The following is an 18,579-nucleotide window of genomic DNA, read 5'->3' on the forward strand; positions in this document are numbered from 1 at the left end:
CGGAGCGTGGTGACGCGTGGGGGTGTGGGGCATATTGGGTGCGGGTGGTCATAGAGGTGTTAGAGAAAGCCCGCTTGTTCACACCCGAGACCCAACCCCCCCCCCCGCCGGTCCGGGCCCTCGTGCCGTCAGTCGAGGTAGCCGCGGAGCTGGTCGGCGAAGGCGTGGTCCCGCAGTTTGCTGAGGGTCTTGGACTCGATCTGGCGGATGCGCTCACGCGTCACGCCGAAGATCCTTCCTATCTCCTCCAGGGTGCGGGGCCGTCCGTCGTCCAGCCCGTAGCGCAGCTGGACCACCTTCCGCTCGCGCTCGCCCAGGGTCGAGAGCACCGCTTCCAGGTGCTCGCGCAGCAGCAGGAAAGCGGCGGACTCGACCGGGGACGCGGCGTCGCCGTCCTCGATCAGGTCGCCGAGCGCGACATCGTCCTCCTCGCCGACCGGGGCGTGCAGCGAGACCGGTTCCTGGGCGAGCCGCAGGACTTCGCCGACCCGCTCCGGGGTGAGGTCGAGCTGGCCGGCGACCTCCTCCGCCGTCGGCTCGTAGCCGCGTTCCTGGAGCATCCGGCGCTGGACCCGTACGACACGGTTGATCAGTTCGACGACATGGACCGGGACCCGTATGGTCCGCGCCTGGTCGGCGAGGGCGCGGGACATGGCCTGCCGGATCCACCAGGTCGCGTACGTGGAGAACTTGTAGCCCCGGGCGTAGTCGAATTTCTCGACGGCCCTGATCAGCCCGAGGTTTCCCTCCTGGACCAGATCGAGCATGGTCAGCCCGCGGCCGACATAGCGTTTGGCGACGGAGACGACGAGGCGGAGGTTGGCCTCGATGAGGCGGCGTTTGGCCATCCTCCCCATGACCACCAGCCGGTCGAGATCGACGGCCAGCCGGGTGTCCGGATCCGGGGTGCCCGCGAGTCGTTCCTCGGCGAAGAGTCCGGCCTCGACCCGGCGGGCGAGCTCCACCTCGTCGGCGGCGCTGAGCAGGGGGATCCGGCCGATCTCCCGCAGATACTGGCGGAAGAGGTCGGAGGACGGACCGGCGGTCTCCGGACGGCTCCGCGGTTCGGGCGGCTCGGGCACCCGGGGCGACTCCTCCATGAGTGCCTCGGGGGGCTCGGGCGGGTCGGTCGGTGTCGGCGGCTCCACCGCGGCCTCCGGATGGCGCACGGCCCGGTTCTGCGCGGGGATGGCCGAGACATGCTCGGTTTCGGTCAGGGTCCGGGTCTGCACGGGGGCGACCTCCAGGTGATCGCTGCCGGACCGCGGGGATGGAGGACCACCGTTCGGTGGGCCGGCCGCGCTCCGATGTCTCAGGCACCGCCCCCCAGTGTGGGGGAAGACACATCGCCGCCACGAGGGGCGTGCGGCGACTTTCTGAGTCCGGTCCGTGACCGGTCGGTTACGCGGGGGCGCTTGGGCCTGTCCGGCGGATCGGGCGCGACCCCGGCCATGATCCGCCGGACTGGCCCTTGCCCGCAGGGCGCTCGACAGCCTCTCAGAGCGCGTCGGCCCCGCTGTTGCGCAGGGACTGGGCGTACTGCTGGAGGACCCAGACCTCGTTCTGCGCGGCCGCCAGATGGTCCGGGGCGACATTGCTGCCGAGGCGCGCGAGGCTGCCCTGGACGTCGTCGATCCGGCGGTCGACGGCGCGCAGCCGGACCTGGACGAGCTGCATGCCCGCGTAGGTCTCGTCGATGGTCTTGCCGTGGAAGACCTCGACGGCGAGCTCGGTGACCAGATTGCGCACCGTGTCGTTGGGGGCCGCGTCCAGGACCTGGACCAGGTATTCGCGGGTCTCGGGGACGCCCAGCTCCGCGCCGCCCGCCTCCGCGATGCACTGCCGGACGGCGGCGTACGGCGGGGCGGTGAATTCGTCCACCCCGTAGGCGTCGAAGGCCGGGGAGACCAGGGCGGGCTTCTGCAGGGCGAGCTTCAGCAGCTCGCGCTCGGTGCGGTGGGCGGGGCTGCGGAGGTTGAGCGCGGGGCCCGAGGGGGCGGCGGGCGCCTGGACCTGCTGGTGCTGGTGGCCGCCGCGGGAGGGTGGCTGGGCGGGGCCCCGCTGGTCGCCCCGTTCGCGGGCCCAGCGGGCGAGCTGGCCGACGCGCTTGACGACGAACTGGGTGTCCAGGATGCCGAGCATGCCGGCCAGCTGGACGGCTACCTCGTGCTGCGAGGAGCTGTTCTTGATCCGGGCGACGACGGGGGCCGCCTCGTCGAGCGCGGCGCCGCGGCCCGCCGGGGTCTCCAGGTCGTACCGGCCGACGATCTGGCGGAGCGCGAACTCGAAGAGCGGGGTGCGGGGGTCGACCAGGTCGCGGACGGCCTCGTCGCCCTTGGCCAGACGCAGATCGCAGGGGTCCATATTGTCCGGGGCGATCGCGATGTACGTCTCCGCGGCGAACTTCTGGTCGTCCTCGAAGGCGCGCAGGGCGGCCTTCTGCCCGGCCGCGTCACCGTCGAAGGTGAAGATCACCCGGGCGCTGCCGTTGTCCATCAGGAGCCGGCGGAGGATCTTGATGTGGTCGCCGCCGAAGGCCGTGCCGCAGGTGGCGATGGCGGTGGTGATCCCGGCGAGATGACAGGCCATGACGTCGGTGTAGCCCTCGACGACCACGGCCCGGCTGGCCTTCGCGATGTCCTTCTTCGCCAGGTCGATCCCGTACAGCACCTGGGACTTCTTGTAGATCACGGTCTCGGGGGTGTTGAGGTACTTCGGGCCGTTGTCGTCGTCGCGCAGCTTGCGGGCGCCGAAGCCGACGACGTCGCCGGAGGTGTCGCTGATCGGCCACATCAGCCGGCCGCGGAAGCGGTCGATGGGGCCGCGCCTGCCGTCCTGGGAGAGGCCGGAGGTGATCAGCTCCTTGTCGCTGAAGCCCTTGCCGCGCAGATAGCGGGTGAGGTGGTCCCAGCCGGCCGGGCTGTAGCCGATGCCGAAGTGGGCGGCGGCCGCCTGGTCGAAGCCGCGCTCGGCGAGGAACTTCCGGCCGATCTCGGCCTCGGGGCTGTCCAGCTGCTCGACGTAGAACTGGGCGGCCACCTTGTGCGCCTCGACCAGCCTGATGCGTTCGCCGCGCTGGTGGGAGGGGTTGTACCCGCCCTCCTCGTACCGCAGGGTGATGCCCGCCTTGGCGGCGAGCCGCTCGACGACCTCCGCGAACGTCAGATGGTCGATCTTCTGCACGAAGGCGATCGTGTCGCCGCCCTCCTGGCAGCCGAAGCAGTGGAAGAGACCCTTGCTCGGGCTGACCTGGAAGGAGGGGGACTTCTCGTCGTGGAACGGGCAGAGGCCCTTGAGGTTGCCACCGCCCGCGTTGCGCAGCTGGAGATACTCGGAAACGACGGCGTCGATCGGGACCGCGTCCCGTACCGCCTTCACGTCGTCGTCATTGATCCTGCCTGCCACGGGTGAAGTCTACGGGTGGGGTACGACAGCCGTGCCGCGTGCCGATGTGATCCGTGGAACCCGGTGGTGCCGGGCGGACCGGCCGGGTCGTTCCGTCCGGGGCCGCCGGGCGGAACGGCCGGGCCTGTCCGGCAGGGCTCAGGCCAGGGATTCCAGCGGGACCGACGGGTCCGCCAGCGCGTCCGGGTCGATCTGCCGGCCGGACCGGATCAGTCCCTGCACGGTCTCGGTGACGTCCCACACGTTGACGTTCATCCCGGCCAGCACCCGGCGGCCCTTCAGCCAGAAGGCGATGAACTCCCGCTTCCCCGCGTCGCCCCGGATGACCACCTGGTCGTAGCTGCCGGGCGGCGCCCAGCCCGAGTATTCGAGGCCGAGGTCGTACTGGTCGGAGAAGAAGTACGGCACCCGGTCGTAGCTGACCTCCTGGCCGAGCATGGCGCGGGCCGCGGCCGGGCCGCTGTTCAGCGCGTTCGCCCAGTGCTCCACGCGCAGCCGGGTGCCGAGCAGCGGGTGGGCCACGTTGGCGACGTCACCGGCCGCGAAGATGTGCGGGTCGCTGGTGCGCAGGGAGGCGTCGACGGCGATGCCGCCGCCGTCCGCGCGTGGGGCCATGGCGAGTCCGGAGGTCTCGGCGAGGGCGGTGCGGGGCGCGGCGCCGATCGCGGCGAGCACGTCGTGGGCGGGGTGCTCCTCGCCGTCGTCAGTGCGGACGGCGAGCACCAGGCCGTCCTGGCCGATGATCTCGGTGAGGCGGACGCCGAAGTGGAAGCGGACCCCGTGGTCGCGGTGCAGATCGGTGAAGATCTGGCCGAGTTCGGGGCCGACGACCTGGTGCAGCGGGGTCGGTTCCGGCTCCATCACGGTGACCTCGGCGCCGTACCCGCGCGCCACCGCCGCGACCTCCAGTCCGATCCAGCCGGCCCCGGCGATCACCAGATGGCCGTTGTCGCGGCCGAGTGCGGCCAGTACGTTGCGCAGCCGGTCGGCGTGGGCGAGGCGGCGCAGATGGTGGACGCCGGCCAGGTCCGTGCCCGGTACGGGGAGGCGGCGGGGTTCGGCCCCGGTGGCGAGCAGCAGCTTGTCGTAGTGGACGACGGTGCCGTCGCCGAGCTGTACGGCGCGGGCCTTCCGGTCGAGCGAGGTGACGGGCTGTCCCAGGTGCAGCTCGATGTCGGCGCCCGCGTACCAGGCGGTCTCGTGGACGAAGACGCTGTCCCGCTCCTCCTTGCCGGACAGATAGCCCTTGGAGAGCGGAGGCCGTTCGTACGGATGGTCCCGTTCGTCGCCGAGCAGGATCACCCGGCCGCTGAAACCCTCCTCCCGGAGTGTCTCGGCCGCCTTCGCTCCCGCCAGTCCTCCGCCGACGATGACGAACGTCCGATGTGCGTCGACCACTTGATGCCTCCTCGGTGCTTGCTGCGCGGCGCCGCCAACTGCGAGCGTCCCGCACGCAGCGTGATGGCGAAAGAGGGTGTACCCCGATCAGGTCACACCCGGGGTCTCTCGTTCGGATCGGGCCGGAGCAGGAGGGATCGGGCCCCGCGAGCCCGGCTTGATCCAAACGAAGAACCCTAGGCCCTGTCGTCAAACTGGCGTCGCCGCCCGGAGGGCGGCCGCGCGGCGTCCGGTGCGTGCGATCGCACGGCAGACGGCAGTTTGACGACAGGGCCTAGTGGTCAGGGCCAGTCTGCGCGGTGCGGCCCGCGGGATGGGGCACGGCTCGCAGACAAGGCGAAAACGGGACGGATCACCATGACCGGGGTGGGCGCCGGTCATCGGCGGCGTTCGGTGAGCGCCGCGTGCAGCGAGCGGGCCGAGGCGTCGGTCAGTGCGGCGATCTGGTCGACCAGGACCCGCTTGCGGGCCCTGTCGTCGCGGGCGGCGTCGAACAGTGCCCGGAACTGCGGCTCCAGCCCCTCCGGGGCGCGTGCGGTCAGCGCGGCGGCCAGCTCGGCGATGACGATCCGCTGGTCGGCGCGGATCGCCTCCTGTTCGGCGCGCTGCATGACGTACCGGTCGGCGACCGCCTTGAGCACGGCGCATTCGTTGCGGGCCTCGCGGGGGACGACCAGCTCGGCGGCGTAACGGCCGAGGCGGCCCGTCCCGTACGCCTGCCGGGTGCCGCTCTCGGCGGCGAGGCAGAACCGGCCGATGAGCTGGCTCGTCGCGTCCTTCAGCCGGGCCTGGGCGACGGCGGATCCGTCGTAGTCGTGCGGCCACCAGTCCTGGGCGATGAGCCGGTCCAGCGCGTCGGCCAGCTCCTGGGGCTCGGTGTCCGCGGGGACGTAGCGGCCGATGGCGACCGCCCAGATCTCGTTCCGCTCCGGCTCGGCGTAGAGGCAGTTGGGGTCGATGTGCCCGGCGTGCAGCCCGTCCTCGAAGTCGTGCACGGAGTAGGCGACGTCGTCGGACCAGTCCATGACCTGGGCCTCGAAGCACTTGCGGTCCTTCGGCGCCCCCTCGCGGGCCCATTCGAAGACCGGGAGGTCGTCCTCGTACACCCCGAACTTCGGCGAGCCGGGGTCGGTGGGGTGCGCGCCGCGCGGCCACGGGTACTTGGTGGCGGCGTCCAGGGCGGCACGGGTCAGGTTGAGCCCGACGCTGACCAGTTCGCCGGTGCGGGTGTCGGGCACGAACCGCTTCGGTTCGAGTCTGGTCAGCAGGCGCAGCGACTGGGCGTTGCCCTCGAAGCCCCCGCAGTCCGACGCGAAGTCGTTGAGCGCCTGCTCCCCGTTGTGTCCGAACGGCGGGTGGCCCAGGTCGTGGGCGAGGCAGGCCGTCTCGACCAGGTCGGGGTCACAGCCGAGCGCGGCCCCGAGCTCGCGGCCGACCTGGGCGCATTCGAGGGAGTGGGTGAGCCGGGTACGCGGACTGGCGTCCCAGGCATGGCTGCGGGTGCCCGGGGTGACGACCTGGGTCTTCCCGGCGAGCCGCCGCAGCGCGGCGGAGTGCAGCACCCGGGCGCGGTCGCGCTGGAACGCGGTACGGCCCGGCCGTTTGTCCGGCTCGGTGTCCCAGCGCTGGGCGTCGGCCGCGCCGTAGGGGGCCGTGCCGTGGTCCTGTGTGCCCTGCGTACCGTCCATGCCGTCCATGGTTCCGACAGTAAACGGCCGGACCGACAAGAAGGCTCAGGTGGTCGCCCGGAAATGTCCGTTCATCAGGTTTTCCGCCGCCGGGAGCGTCGGTGCGGTCCTCCGGGTTCCGTTCAGCGCGACGAGTCCGAGCTGGGTGCCGAGCTGTGCGGTGATGCGGGTCAGCAGTTGCGCCGTGCTGTCGAGGGGCAGGGACTCCTGGGCTGGTGCCGGTGCCGGCTGCGTCATGGTCCGATGGTGCGGGACCGAGGTTGCCGCGCCGTTGCGGGCGGGTGACGGGTGCCGTGGAGCCTCCGTGCCGCCGGTTCACCGGGGCCGCCGGGCCGCCCGCTCCGCCGCCGCGTGCCACCACCCCGGGGGCGAGGGTGCCGTGGGGCGGCAGGTGGGCTGGTCGGGGTGGAGGCCCAGGGGGCGCAGCGCCGAGGCGCGGGCGCGGACGGTGATCCAGCCGCGCCAGTGGCCGTCCGGGCCCGGGGCGCAGGCCAGGTCGCAGCGCAGTTCACCGGCGGGTATCGGCATCCAGTCGATGCCCCGGTCCCGTAGTCAGGCGCGGGCGGCGGCAGCCGGGTGCAGGGCACCCTTCAGGTTCTCGTACGCGGCGATCGTCACCCAGTCGTCCTCGGCCCCGGTTCGGTTCATGGCATTCATCCTGCCCGTTCGAGAACCCTTTCGGCCCGTGAATCGTCCGATCATGTGGGACGACGGAGCACGGCACGGAAAAAAAGGGGGCTCCCATGCGGGTGAAGCGGCCGGGACGACAGCTGCTCGGGCGGTTGCGGCCGCGGTGGCCGCGGACCCGGCGTGGGCAGCGGCGGGCCGTGCAGGGGGTGATGGTCGCGTGTGTGCTCGCGCTGGCGCCCGCGACCTGGATGTACTCCGTCGCCGACGCCCGGGTCAGGACGACCGCGGACGCGCCCGCGCAGCAGGTGGCCATGGTGTTCGGGGCGGGGCTCTGGCAGGGCAGACCCTCGCCGTATCTCGCCAACCGGCTGAAGGCCGCCGCCGAGCTGTACCGGGACGGCAAGGTGAAGGTCGTGCTCGTGACCGGTGACAACAGCCGCGAGGAGTACGACGAGCCGGATGCCATGCGCACCTATCTCAGGGAGCACGGGGTGCCGGACAAGCGGATCGTGAGCGACTTCGCCGGGTTCGACACCTGGGACTCGTGCGTGCGGGCCAAGAAGATCTTCGGGGTCGACCGCGCGGTGCTGGTGAGCCAGGGGTTCCACATCCGCCGGGCAATCGCGCTGTGCCGGTCCGCGGGGATCGACGCGTACGGGGTCGGCGTGGACGCCGTGCACGACGCGACCTGGTACTACGGCGGGACGCGTGAGGTGTTCGCGGCGGGGAAGGCGGCGCTGGACGCCGTGTTCAAGCCCGACCCGTACTTCCTGGGGCCGCGGGAGCCGGGGATCGGGGAGGCGCTGGCGGCGCACGGGGAGTAGCCCCGGGACGGGCCCGGGGCTACAGGGAGGTGACCGGGGCGGTCTCGGCCGAGACCCAGGCGAGGTAGCGGGCGCTGCCCCGTAGCACCGGGATCGCGATGATCTCCGGGGTCTCGTAGTCGTGCGCCTCCTGGAGGTGGGCCTCCAGTTCGTCGTACCGCTCGGCCGTCGTCCTGAACAGCAGCTGCCACTCCTCGGTGGTCTCGATGGCGTTCCGCCAGTGGTAGACCGAGGTGACGGGCGCGGAGATCTGTACGCAGGCGGCGAGCCGCGCCTCCACCGCGCCCTGCGCCAGGGAGTGGGCCTTCTCCTCGCTGTCCGTCGTGGTCAGTACGGTCAGCCATGCCGTCGTCGTCACCTTCGGCTCCTGCGGGGTCGGTCGCGTGTGTTCCGGTACCCCTCGATTGTCGGGGACGTCGCGGCGCGGCGCAGCGTTCCCGGGTCAGACGCCGTACGGTCGGACGGCCTTGGCGTCGCGCAGGGCGTGCCCCCACCAGACCAGCTGGTCGAGCAGCACCTTGGCCGCCGCGTCGCAGCCCGCCGGGTCCCGGTGCCTGCCCTCGTCGTCGAAGAGTGCGCCCGCGTCGTGGAAGGAAACGGTCTCGCGGATGCCGACGGTGTGCAGCTCCGCGAAGACCTGCCGCAGGTGCTCGACGGCGCGCAGCCCGCCGGATACCCCGCCGTACGAGACGAAGGCGACGGGCTTGGCCTGCCATTCGGCGCGGTGCCAGTCGATGAGGTTCTTCAACGGGGCCGGGTACGAGTGGTTGTACTCGGGGGTGACGACGACGAAGGCGTCGGCCGTCGCCAACCGGGGCGAAACGGCGGCGAGTCGGGCCTGCGCGTCGGCGTCGGGCCGGTAGGAGAGGGCGACCGGGAGGTCGAGTTCCGCGACGTCGATCAGATCGGTCTCGATGTCGGGGTGGGGGGCGGTGTGCGAGAGGAACCAGTCGGAGACGACGGGGGCGAACCGTCCCTCGCGATTGCTGGCGAGGATGACCGCGACCTTCAGGGGTGCGGTGGAAGGGGGCGTGGGTGCTGTGGTGAGGTCCATGCGAAGAGGCTCGTATGTCAACCATGGTTGAGGTCAAGTCCTTTCGCCGGGTCCCGCCGCCGGGCGTCGCGGCATACGGTGGACGGCATGACGACTCCCCCGCCCGCGCCCTCCCCGTACGCCGAGTTCGACGGACATCCGGCCACCGAGGCGGACCTGCGGATTCCGGCCTTCCTCGGCTACGGCCATTTCACGGCCATGCAGGTCAGGGACGGAAAGGTGCGCGGCCTGGCCCTGCATCTGGCCCGGCTGGACGCCGCCAACCAGGAGCTGTTCGAGCGCGGCCTGGACGGGGCACGGGTCCGCGAACTGATCCGGCACGCGCTGGAGAGTGCCGGGGTGCGGGACGCCTCGGTCCGGGTCCACGGCTATCTGCCTCCGGGCGACACGGAGACGACCGTCATGGTCACGGTGCGGGAGCCGGCGCGGAAGTCCGCCGAACCGCACGGCCTGATGTCCGTCCCGTACGCCCGCACCGCGCCGCACATCAAGCGGCCCGGCGAGTTCGGCCAGACGTACTACGCGCAGCTGGCCGCCCGCGCCGGGTTCGACGAGGCCCTGCTGACCCTGCCGGACGGTGCGGTGACGGAGGGCGCGATCACCAACATCGGTTTCTGGGACGGCACTTCGGTCGTCTGGCCGGACGCCCCCTGTCTGCTCGGCATCACCATGGCACTGCTGGAGCGGGAACTGCCCGCCGCGGGGCTGACGTCCGTGCGGCGTCCGGTGACCCTGGACGGGCTGGGCGCCTTCCGGTCGGCGTTCCTCACCAACTCGCAGGGCGTCGCGCCGGTCGGGCGGATCGACGACACGGAATTCGCGGTGGACGAGGAGCTGATGAAACGGATCGGGCAGGCGTACGACGGTGCGCGCTGGGACACCATCTGACGCGCCCCGCCCCGGTGCGGTCGAGCGACCGCACCGGGGCGGGACCCGGGTGGGCGTGGACTACTTCTCCCAGCCGACCGTCTCCGGGAGCGGGCTGTAGAAGATGGTGGCGCCGACGTTGGCGAGTCCCTTCTTCACGCTGTACGTCGAGGGTCCGCTGAACAGCGGCAGGAAGGCGTACTGCTGGAGCGCCTTCTGCTCGACCTTGTTGACCGCCGCGACCTGCTCGTCCAGGTCCGCTATGTCGGCGGTGGCGCGGATCTCCTTGTTCAGGGCCGGCGTACCGGAGCCGGTGATGTTGGAGTCACGGTCCGAGCAGTAGAAGTCGCACAGGTAGCGGGCACCGAACGGGTCCATGGAGCGGTTCCCGGACAGGAAGAGGTCGAACCTGCGGTCGCTGAGGATCTTCGAGAAGTCCGCCTCGTCGGCCTTCTTGGTGACGACCTCGACGCCGACCGGCTTCAGCATCGCGGTGAAGGCGCCGGCGATGGCCTTGTCCAGCGGCTCGTCGCCGAGGATCGTGTAGCCGACCTCCAGCTTCTTGCCGTCCTTGACGCGGATGCCGTCGCTGCCGGGCTTCCAGCCCGCCGCGTCGAGCGTCTTCTTCGCCTCGTCCGGTGAGTACTTCAGGACGGCGGAGACATTGTCCTGGTAGCCCTTCTGGAAGCTGTACAGCACCGCCGAACCGGGCAGCGGCTCCTTGTAGTCGAGCCCCTGGAACTGGATCTTCGCGATCTGGGAGCGGTCGATGCCCTCCTGGATGGCCTTGCGGACGGCCGTGTCCGAGAGGTTGGCCGACTTCGTGTTGAAGTAGAGCGAGTACTCGAAGGGGCTGCCGCCGCTGCGGATCTCCGTCCCCTTGAGCCCCTTGACCTGCTTGAGGCTCTCCGCGTCGATGGCCGAGGTGTAGTCGAGCTGGCCGTTCTTGAAGGCGTTGACCGCGGCCGTCGACTCCAGGTTGACGTAGACGCGCTTGTCGAGCTTGCCCTTCTTGCCCCACCACTTCGGGTTGCGGACGAAGGTGATGCCGCCCGAGTGGGTGTCCCACTTGCCGACGGTGTACGGGCCCGCACCCCACTCCGGGTGGGCCTTCTTGACGTACGCCTTGTTGAAGTTGGTGACGGTGGCCGCCTTGGGGTGCAGGAACGTGGTGAACAGGGTCGTCCAGGAGGCGTTGACACCCTTGAACTCGATGACGGCCTGCTTGGCGTTCTCGCCCTTGTGGACCGAGGAGATCTGGTCGTAGCCGTCGGTGGAGGAGGCGTCGTAGGCCTTGTTCGAACCGTTGTTGGTCTTCCAGGTGGCCTCGATCGCGGTCCAGTCGATCGGGGTGCCGTCGTTGAAGGTGGCCTTCTCGTTGATCGTCAGCGTGACCTTCTGCCTGCCGCCCTCGACGGAGACCTTCACGTCGCTGTAGTAGTCCGGGTTGTACTGCACCTCGCCGGTGGGCGAGTACGTGATCGCGTCGGCGTTGTACCAGGCCCAGACCCGGGACGCGGTCAGGGTGGCGTTGACGTTGAACGGGTTGCCCTGGTCGTCGAAGGTCCCGGCGGTGGTGTAGGTGCCGCCGTCCTTGATCCGGTCGTACGGCACCGGGTTGTAGTCGGCCGCGGCCGATGCGGCCTTGGGGGTGTCCTTGCCCGCCGCGTCGGACCCGTCCTTCCCGGAGGAGGCGTCGCACGCGGTGGCTGCGACCGAGACGGCGGCGACGAGGGCGATGGGCAGGGCCAGTCTTGCGCGCATGGCGGAAGGGCTCCTTCTGGTTCGGTGAACGTAGGGACGAGCTGTGTTTGCGGGCGGGGCGGCGCGGTGGCCCCGGAGTGCCGTGAGCGGGCTCAGACGGCGTGACAGGCGTACTGGTGGCCGGGGCGTCCGGCCACCGCCGCCGGCTCGGGACGCTCCGTGCGACAGCGCCGGCGCACGTCCTCGTCGGCGAGGCGGTACAGGGGGCAGCGGTCGACGAAGACGCAGCCCGCGGGCGGCCGGGTGGCGCTCGGCTGCTCGCCCTGGAGCACGACACGTTCGCGGGCGCGTTCCCGCTGCGGGTCGGGCACCGGGATCGCCGACAACAGCGCCCGGGTGTAGGGGTGCTTGGGATCGGAGAAGATCGTCTCCGTGTCCCCGGTCTCGACGATGTGCCCGAGATACATCACCGCGATGCGGTCGGAGATGTACCGGACCACGGCCAGGTCGTGGGCGACCACCAGGTAGGCGAGCCCGAGTTCGCGCTTGAGCCGGGCCAGCAGGTTGATCACCCCGGCCTGCACCGACACGTCCAGGGCCGAGAGCGGCTCGTCGAGGGCGAGCAGCTTCGGCTCGGTCGCCAGGGCCCTGGCGATGCCGACCCGCTGGCGCTGGCCGCCGGAGAGCGCGGCCGGGAAACGGCCGCTGACCGAGGCGTCCAGGCCGACCAGCGCCAGGAGTTCATGGACCCGGGAGCGGATCGACTCGCGGTCCCGCCCGATGGCCTGGAGGGGTTCGGCAAGCAGCTGGAAGACGGGCAGCCGCGGGTTCAGGGCCCCCAGCGGATCCTGCATGACGATCTGTACGTCCTGCCGCAACTCCCTTACCCGGGCGGCGGATTCGACCGTGCCGACATCGGTTCCGGCGACCTCGATCCGCCCGCCCTCGGGCTGTTTCAGCCGGAGGACCTCCAGCAGCGTCGTGGTCTTGCCGCTGCCCGATTCGCCCACCAGCCCCAGGGTCTCCCCGGCGCGCAGCTCGAAGCTCACCCGGTTGACGGCGTGCAGCGTGCCGACCCGGCGCTTGAGGAGGGCGCCCTTGGTGACGGGGAAGGTCTTGACGAGGTCCTCGACCCGGAGCACCACCTCGCCGGTCTCCGCGTGCCCGGACCCGCTCGGCAGGTCGCCCGGCCCCACGTCTCCGGCGGGGTCCAGGGTTCCGTCGGCGATCTCGTCCGCGCGCAGGCAGGCGACGTGCCCGTGCCCGGTGATCTCGCGCAGTCCGGGCTCGTCGGCCCGGCACGCGTCCTGGGCGACGGCGCAGCGGCTCGCGAAGGGGCAGCCGCCCGGGAGGTCCACGAGGGCGGGCGGCTCCCCGCCGATCGGGACCAGCGGCCGGTGGACCCCGCTGTCCACGGTGGGCACGGCGGCGAGCAGCCTCGCGGTGTACGGCATCGTCGGCCGGCGGAACAGTTCGTCGACTTCCGCGCGCTCCACGAACCGGCCCGCGTACATCACGGCGATGTCATCGGCGTGGCCGGCCACGACCCCGAGGTCGTGCGTGATGAGGACGAGCCCGGCTCCGGTCTCCTTCTGCGCCAGCCGCAGGACGTCCAGGATCTGGGCCTGCACGGTGACGTCGAGGGCGGTGGTGGGCTCGTCCGCGACGAGCACGGAGGGCTTGTTGGCAATCGCCATCGCGATGACGACACGCTGGCGCATTCCGCCGGAGAACTCGTGCGGGAACGACTTGGCCCGGCCCCGCGGGTCAGGGATGCCGACGAGATCGAGCAGTTCGACGGCCTGCTCCCAGGCCGCCCGCTTCGTCAGGTCCTGGTGGACGCGCAGGGCGTCGGAGAGCAGCCTGCCCACGGAGAAGATCGGGGTGAGCGCGGACAGCGGGTCCTGGAAGACCATGCCGATGGAGTTGCCCCGTATCGCGGAGAGCTCCTTGTCGGCGAGGCCGATCAGATCACGTCCGTCGAGCAGCACCTGACCTCGCAGCTCGGCGGAGGGCGGCAGCAGGCCCATCACGGCCATCGCGGTGGCCGACTTGCCCGAGCCGGACTCGCCGACGATGCCGAGCGTCCGGCCCGGCAGGAGATCGAAGTCGACGCCGCGCACCGCCTCGACGGGGCCGGCCTCGGAGGGGAAGGTGATCCGCAGGTCCCGCACCGAGAGCACGGGGGTGGCGTCGGTGGGTGCCGGGGATTCGGCCAGGGTCGTGAGAGTCATCGTCGGCCTCCTGCCGCACCGGTCACGGACGTGGGGTCGAGGGCGTCGCGCAGCCCGTCGCCGACGAAGGTCATCGACACGGTGAGCAGGACGACCAGGCCCGCGGGGAAGGCGAAGAGCCACGGGGCGCTCGTGATGGTGCTCGCACCGTCCGCGAGCATCGTGCCGAGGGAGACGTCCGGGGTCTGGACGCCGAATCCGAGGAAGGACAGGGCGGTCTCGCTGAGTACGGTCGCGACGACGCCGAGCGTCAGATTGACGATCAGCAGCGAGCCGAGGTTGGGGATGATGTGGCGCAGGATGATGCGCGGTGCGCTGATGCCCATGAACTCGGCCGCCGTCACGTAGTCCCGTTCCCGCAGTGACGTCGAGACGGACCAGATGACCCGCGCGGTGGACATCCAGCCGAACACCGTGAGCACGACGATGAGGACCCGCCAGTCGCCGGCGAGGCGATGGGAGACCAGGGCGAGGATGAGGAACGAGGGGACGACCAGCAGGAAGTGGATGACGGCGAGTGTCGCCTTCTCCACCCGGCCGCCGAAGTACGCGGCGCTGGAGCCGATGACCGCGGCGACGACGACGGTCAGGACGGAGACGCTCACGGCGATGGCCAGGGAGCGCTGGAGCCCGTGCACCGCGGAGGCGTAGATGTCGTTCCCGCCCTGGTTGGTGCCGAACCAGTGGGTGCCGCTCGGCGGCTGGGTGAGTGCGGCGAAGTCGGCGTCGGAGTACGCGTACGAAGTGAACAGGCCGCCGAACACGCTGAACAGCACCAGCAGCACGAAGATCACCACGCCGACGACGGCGAGGCGGTTGCGCAGGAAGCGGCGCAGGTAGAGCCGGCCGAGGCCGAGGTGGGACGCGTCCTTCTTCCTCGCGGGGGAAGCCGGCTGCGTCGCCGGGTCCTCCGCCGCGCCGGACGAGGCGTCGGTCGTCACGTCTGTAGCCACGTCAGTTCACCCTCACTCGGGGGTCGAGGAAGACGGTGGCGGCATCCGCGAGGATCGCGCCGATCGCGGTCAGGGCAGCGGCGAAGGCTGCTGTCGCGACCGTGCCGTGCACGTCGTTCTTGCCGATGGTCTGGATGAAGTAGCGGCCCATGCCGTTCCAGCCGAAGATCGTTTCGGTGATGACGGCGCCGGTGAACATGGCCGGGATGCTGAACGCCACGGATGTCGCCGTCGGAATGAGCGCGGCGCGCAGGGCGTGCCTGCGGATCGCCTTGGACCGGGTGAGCCCGGTGGCCTGGGCGGTGCGTACGAAGTCCGCGTTGATCGTGTCCAGCAGCAGCGAACGCTGCGTCAGGTGATAGCCGACGTAACCCATCAGCGTCAGGCTCAGGGTCGGCAGGATCAGATGCAGCAGACGGTCGCCGATCGTCGGGAGCAGCCCCTCGACGTTGGGTGAGTTCTCCCCGGCCACGTAGAGGAAGTGCAGCCCGGCGTGCTGGTTCAGCCAGATGGCGACGAAGACCACGGCGAGCGCGGCGACGGACGTCGGGATGTTGAACACCGCGATGGACACGGCCTGCGATATCCGGTCGGCCCAGCCGTACTGCCGCGACGCGGTGTACACGGCCAGTGTGACGCCGATGACCACGGACAGGATGGTCGCGATGATGACCAACTCCCCGCTGATGAGCGCCCGGTAGCCGATCTCCCCGTTGACGGAGACGCCGGTGGGGGACCTGCCCCAGTCGAAGTGGAACACCACCGAGGTGAACCAGTCCCACCACCGGTGCACCAGCGGCTCCTGCGGGTTCAGGTTGTACGGCGCGAGAGCCCGGTCGATCTGGGCCTCGGTGCGGACCGGGCGGAGCTCCTTGAAGTTCGACCGGGGGTCCAGGAACCAACTGGCCAGGAAGTACGTGGCGTTGGTCGCGACCACGATCATCAGGAGCCAGCCGGTCGCCTTGCGGATCACATAGCGCACCATGTCCGGTACCTCCTCCCCGCACGTGGGAGATGCACCTCAGGGGCGCGGGACATAGGAGGCGTGTGCATCTGCGGCGAGGGCTTTCTGAGTACGGAGCGTGAGCACGAATGTGCGAGCGCCAGCTTGGTCCACACCTGTGGCCGGCACCAGCGTTTGGCCGTTCTCGCCACATGGCCGAAATGCTGCCGCAGCAATCGACCAGAAGTCGTGACCGTGCGTGTGCGATCCGATCCCCTCCGGCACGAATCCGCCCTCACCGGGTCCAGGGGGGATGGACCCGGCGAGGGCGGTGGCCGGGGGCGGCCTCGTGCACCGTCCCGTGGGGGGGTGTGAGACGTGTGCCCGGGACCCGCAAGGTCATGCATGTGACGTGCGCCACTTTCTTCCGGGGTGGCATCACCCGATCGGCACCGGGCGGCACGGCACCCGCCCCGGCCGCTTCGATCACCGCCGTGACCTGCACGAATACACCTTGGCAAGGAGGGCGCGCCGGTCCGTTCGAGTGAAAGCTGACTCCATGTCAGCAGGCATGAGCGGCGGACCGCCCGTTAGCTCGGGGTCAGGACACACCTACTCGCGCCATCGCCGGAGGAACCCCCCATGCGTCCTGTCCGCCTAGTGACCGGTACCGCCACATCCGCGGTCACCATAGCCACGCTCGGCTTCCTCATCGCCGGGCCGCCCGCGTACGCGGGTGATGCCGGCGCGCTGCGGAGCAGTGCGGCCGAGACCGCGTCACGGACCACCGGCGATCTCGGGACACGGGCCGACGGCGAGGAAGGCTCGGGCGACGGCACCGGGTCCGGCACGGCCAACCCGTTCAGCCTCGACAACCTTTCCGGCCTCAACCTGCCCTCACTGCTCGACTCCGCAGGCGGAGTCGACAAATCGAGCGGGCGCGACACCCCGTCCGGCGACGAGGACACGGACCGGGGCGACAGCTCGTCGTCGGAGCACGACAACTCGTCGTCAGGACAAGACAACTCGTCCTCGTCCGGGCACGACAGCTCGGGCGGGCTTGAGAGCCGGAGCCCGTCCGAGGAGGAGGGTTCGGGCAAGCGCGACGACGCGTCGTCGTCCGGACGCGACAGCTCCTCGTCGGGGCGCGACGACTCGTCGTCCTCCGGGCACAGCCCCGGTGACGCCCCCAGCGGGCACGTCAAAACCGGAGTCGGCGGCAGCGTCCGGCCCGACACCACCCAGATCGCGGCGGGCGCCGGCGTTCTCGCCGCGGCCGCCGTCGGCGGAGCCTGGCTCCTGCGTCGCCGGGCGAGCGGCACGCAGGGAGCGGGCTGACGGAGACGGATTCACGTCTCCGTACCGCCTGGTCTCCGTCCCGGTGGCCGCGCGCCACCGGGACGGGACCGTTCCCATTCCGTCACCGGGAGGACGACCGTGTCCCAGAAGGCCAAGGGCTGGCTGCTGGTCATCGCAGCGCTGGCAGGTGTCTGGCTGATCCGGAACGGTGCCGACACCCAGCTGGTCCCGCCCCGGCCGACCGCCGCCCAGGCCTTCGCCGGCGGCCCGGAGCCGCAGCCGGGATCCCCGGTCGCCGAACCGCTGAAGGCCTCGGCCCCCGTACGCATCCGCATCCCGAGCATCCGGGTGGACGCACCGATGATGCGTCTCGGGCTCGGGTCCGACGGCAGTCTCGATGTGCCGCCGGCCGGGAACCGCAACATCGTCGGCTGGTACCGGGACGGCACTCCCCCGGGCTCCAGGGGCAGCGCGATCGTCGCCGGTCATGTGGACAACGCGCAGGGGCGGTCGGTCTTCTACGACCTGGGCGCCCTGCAGAAGGGCAGCACGGTCGAGGTGGTCCGCCAGGACGGCCGCACCGCCGTCTTCTCCCTCGACGCGATCGAGGTCTACAAGAGCGACGACTTCCCCGACAAGCGGGTGTACGGCGCCTCGTCCTTCGCCTCGCTGCGGCTGATCACCTGCGGCGGCGGCTTCTCGAAGGAGACGGGATACGAGGGCAATGTGGTGGCGTACGCGCACCTGACCTCCGTCCGGTGAGCCCGGCCACCCGACAGCCTCTCAGGCCGTCCACTGGTCGAAGGCCAGCTTCGCGACCAGCGAGAACACCACGACCAGCAGCACGCCACGGACGAACTCGCTGCCCTTCCTGAGCGCCATCCGCGCCCCGAGGAGCCCGCCCGCCAGGTTGAACACCGCCATCAGCGCGGCCAGTTGCCACAGCACGCTGCCCTGGTAGGCGAACATCGCCAGCGCGCCGCCGTTGGTGCAGACGTTGACGATCTTGGCGGTGGCGGACGCCGTCACCAGGTCGAGGTGGAGCACCGCGGTCAGCGCCAGCACCAGGAACGTCCCCGTGCCGGGGCCGAACAGCCCGTCGTAGAAGCCGATGCCGCCGCCGACCAGCACGATCGCGGTGACGGTACGGGCCCGGGTGACCCGCTGCCGAACACCGTCGTCCGTGTCCCGGCCGAACGAGGGCCGCAGCATCACGAACGCCGCGACGGCCAGCAGCACCACCATGATCACCGGCCGGAGCACCTCGCTGCTGATCCCGGCGGCGAAGAACGCGCCCGCCATCGATCCGGCCAGCGCCGCGAGCCCGATCCGCAGCGCGGTCCCGACCTTCACCGGTGCCTTGCGCACGTACGTCACGGCGGCGCCCGACGTACCGACGATCGCGACCGCCTTGTTGGTGCCCAGTACCTGAGCGGCCGGGACGTGCGGCAGCCCCAGGAGCAGCGCGGGCAGCAGAAGCAGTCCGCCGCCCCCGACCACCGCGTCGATCCAGCCTGCGGCGGCTGCGGCGAGGCAGAGGACGACCAGGGCGGTAAAGGTTATGTCGGGCATGATCGCGA

Annotated in this window: 16 protein-coding genes and 1 pseudogene; 4 read left to right on the forward strand and 13 right to left on the reverse strand. The window is 70.9% G+C overall.

All coding sequences use genetic code 11. The features are described from left to right. Positions 1–128 precede the first annotated feature (128 nt). The 6 genes and pseudogenes from ACFVX4_RS02500 to ACFVX4_RS02525 form a co-directional block, all read right to left on the reverse strand. Positions 129–1,247, reverse strand: coding sequence for an RNA polymerase sigma factor (locus ACFVX4_RS02500; RefSeq protein ID WP_389972074.1), 1,119 nt, complete (start codon positions 1,245–1,247; stop codon positions 129–131). Positions 1,248–1,497: 250 nt separating this feature from the next. After that, positions 1,498–3,405, reverse strand: a complete 1,908-nt coding sequence (gene dnaG / locus ACFVX4_RS02505; RefSeq protein WP_389971162.1) for a DNA primase — start codon at positions 3,403–3,405, stop codon at positions 1,498–1,500. A gap of 138 nt (positions 3,406–3,543) precedes the next feature. Then, complete coding sequence (locus ACFVX4_RS02510; protein WP_389971164.1) at positions 3,544–4,803, reverse strand: NAD(P)/FAD-dependent oxidoreductase; 1,260 nt, start codon at positions 4,801–4,803, stop codon at positions 3,544–3,546. 377 nt (positions 4,804–5,180) lie between these two features. Beyond that, positions 5,181–6,491 carry a deoxyguanosinetriphosphate triphosphohydrolase gene (locus ACFVX4_RS02515; RefSeq protein ID WP_389972076.1) on the reverse strand — a complete coding sequence of 437 codons (1,311 nt, stop codon included), beginning with the start codon at positions 6,489–6,491 and terminating at the stop codon, positions 5,181–5,183. Between the two features lie 87 nt (positions 6,492–6,578). Then, positions 6,579–6,728 (reverse strand): annotated as a pseudogene (locus tag ACFVX4_RS02520) (sirohydrochlorin chelatase); the annotation flags it as partial. A 78-nt stretch (positions 6,729–6,806) separates the two neighbouring features. After that, positions 6,807–7,019: a hypothetical protein gene (locus ACFVX4_RS02525; protein ID WP_389971166.1), complete on the reverse strand. Its 213-nt coding sequence runs from the start codon at positions 7,017–7,019 to the stop codon at positions 6,807–6,809. A 215-nt stretch (positions 7,020–7,234) separates the two neighbouring features. On the opposite strand from ACFVX4_RS02525, the gene ACFVX4_RS02530 reads away from it, so the two are divergent. Further along, positions 7,235–7,945: a vancomycin high temperature exclusion protein gene (locus ACFVX4_RS02530; RefSeq protein ID WP_389971168.1), complete on the forward strand. Its 711-nt coding sequence runs from the start codon at positions 7,235–7,237 to the stop codon at positions 7,943–7,945. A 19-nt stretch (positions 7,946–7,964) separates the two neighbouring features. Here the strand turns inward: ACFVX4_RS02530 and cutA are convergent, their stop codons facing one another. Both cutA and ACFVX4_RS02540 read right to left on the reverse strand, forming a co-directional pair. After that, positions 7,965–8,303: a divalent-cation tolerance protein CutA gene (gene cutA, locus ACFVX4_RS02535; protein ID WP_389971170.1), complete on the reverse strand. Its 339-nt coding sequence runs from the start codon at positions 8,301–8,303 to the stop codon at positions 7,965–7,967. 84 nt (positions 8,304–8,387) lie between these two features. Beyond that, entirely contained in the window at positions 8,388–8,999 is a 612-nt protein-coding gene (locus ACFVX4_RS02540) for an NADPH-dependent FMN reductase (protein WP_389971172.1), read from the reverse strand. A gap of 87 nt (positions 9,000–9,086) precedes the next feature. Between ACFVX4_RS02540 and ACFVX4_RS02545 the strand changes: the two genes are divergently transcribed. Beyond that, positions 9,087–9,887: an aminotransferase class IV family protein gene (locus ACFVX4_RS02545; RefSeq protein ID WP_389971174.1), complete on the forward strand. Its 801-nt coding sequence runs from the start codon at positions 9,087–9,089 to the stop codon at positions 9,885–9,887. A 60-nt stretch (positions 9,888–9,947) separates the two neighbouring features. Here the strand turns inward: ACFVX4_RS02545 and ACFVX4_RS02550 are convergent, their stop codons facing one another. From ACFVX4_RS02550 to ACFVX4_RS02565, 4 genes are all read right to left on the reverse strand, one after another. Beyond that, positions 9,948–11,630: an ABC transporter family substrate-binding protein gene (locus ACFVX4_RS02550; RefSeq protein ID WP_389971176.1), complete on the reverse strand. Its 1,683-nt coding sequence runs from the start codon at positions 11,628–11,630 to the stop codon at positions 9,948–9,950. A 92-nt stretch (positions 11,631–11,722) separates the two neighbouring features. After that, the gene (locus tag ACFVX4_RS02555; protein WP_389971178.1) at positions 11,723–13,804 is read right to left on the reverse strand and encodes a dipeptide ABC transporter ATP-binding protein; all 2,082 of its coding nucleotides are present in this window, start codon (positions 13,802–13,804) and stop codon (positions 11,723–11,725) included. Next, a complete protein-coding gene (locus ACFVX4_RS02560) occupies positions 13,801–14,757 on the reverse strand; it encodes an ABC transporter permease (RefSeq protein ID WP_389971180.1) in 957 nt (318 codons plus the stop codon). Before ACFVX4_RS02560 ends, ACFVX4_RS02555 begins: the two co-directional genes overlap by 4 nt. Position 14,758: 1 nt before the next feature. Continuing rightward, a complete protein-coding gene (locus tag ACFVX4_RS02565; protein ID WP_389971182.1) occupies positions 14,759–15,742 on the reverse strand; it encodes an ABC transporter permease in 984 nt (327 codons plus the stop codon). A 600-nt stretch (positions 15,743–16,342) separates the two neighbouring features. Between ACFVX4_RS02565 and ACFVX4_RS02570 the strand changes: the two genes are divergently transcribed. Continuing rightward, complete coding sequence (locus ACFVX4_RS02570) at positions 16,343–17,038, forward strand: hypothetical protein (RefSeq protein ID WP_389971184.1); 696 nt, start codon at positions 16,343–16,345, stop codon at positions 17,036–17,038. Positions 17,039–17,137: 99 nt separating this feature from the next. Further along, positions 17,138–17,761: a class F sortase gene (locus tag ACFVX4_RS02575; protein ID WP_389971186.1), complete on the forward strand. Its 624-nt coding sequence runs from the start codon at positions 17,138–17,140 to the stop codon at positions 17,759–17,761. 21 nt (positions 17,762–17,782) lie between these two features. On the opposite strand, the gene ACFVX4_RS02580 is transcribed toward ACFVX4_RS02575, so the two are convergent. Next, complete coding sequence (locus tag ACFVX4_RS02580; protein ID WP_389971188.1) at positions 17,783–18,571, reverse strand: sulfite exporter TauE/SafE family protein; 789 nt, start codon at positions 18,569–18,571, stop codon at positions 17,783–17,785. Between the last annotated feature and the right edge of the window lie 8 nt (positions 18,572–18,579).

The organism is Streptomyces sp. NPDC058240 (genome assembly GCF_042882135.1).
GTDB lineage: Bacteria > Actinomycetota > Actinomycetes > Streptomycetales > Streptomycetaceae > Streptomyces.